1 protein-coding gene is annotated in these 253 nt (G+C 68.4%); it reads left to right on the top strand.

Annotation, left to right across the window (positions count from 1 at the left end; genetic code table 11):
* A partial coding sequence (locus tag ASD86_RS26265) for a DUF11 domain-containing protein (protein ID WP_157477099.1) occupies positions 1 to 253 on the top strand: 253 nt, incomplete at both ends.

Raw genomic sequence — 253 nt, 5'->3', positions numbered from 1 at the left:
GATCGTCGGTACCAACGTCACCTTCACCGTGACCGTCAGCAACAACGGTCCGTCCGCTGCGGCTGGCGTCAACGTCAACGATCAGCTGCCGGCGGGTTACACCCTCGTTTCGGCCACGCCGAGCGTGGGCACCTATAACGCCGGCACCGGCGTGTGGGCCGTCGGTGCGCTCGCATCCGGCGCGAATGCGACCCTGCAGATCGTCGCCACCGTGCTGCCGACCGGTCCGTACGCGAACACCGCGACGGCCACG

It is taken from the genome of Lysobacter sp. Root690, assembly GCF_001427785.1.
Lineage (GTDB): Bacteria > Pseudomonadota > Gammaproteobacteria > Xanthomonadales > Xanthomonadaceae > Lysobacter.
Note: the sequence above shows the minus strand (reverse complement) of the source record. Positions and strands in the feature narration are given on the sequence as shown.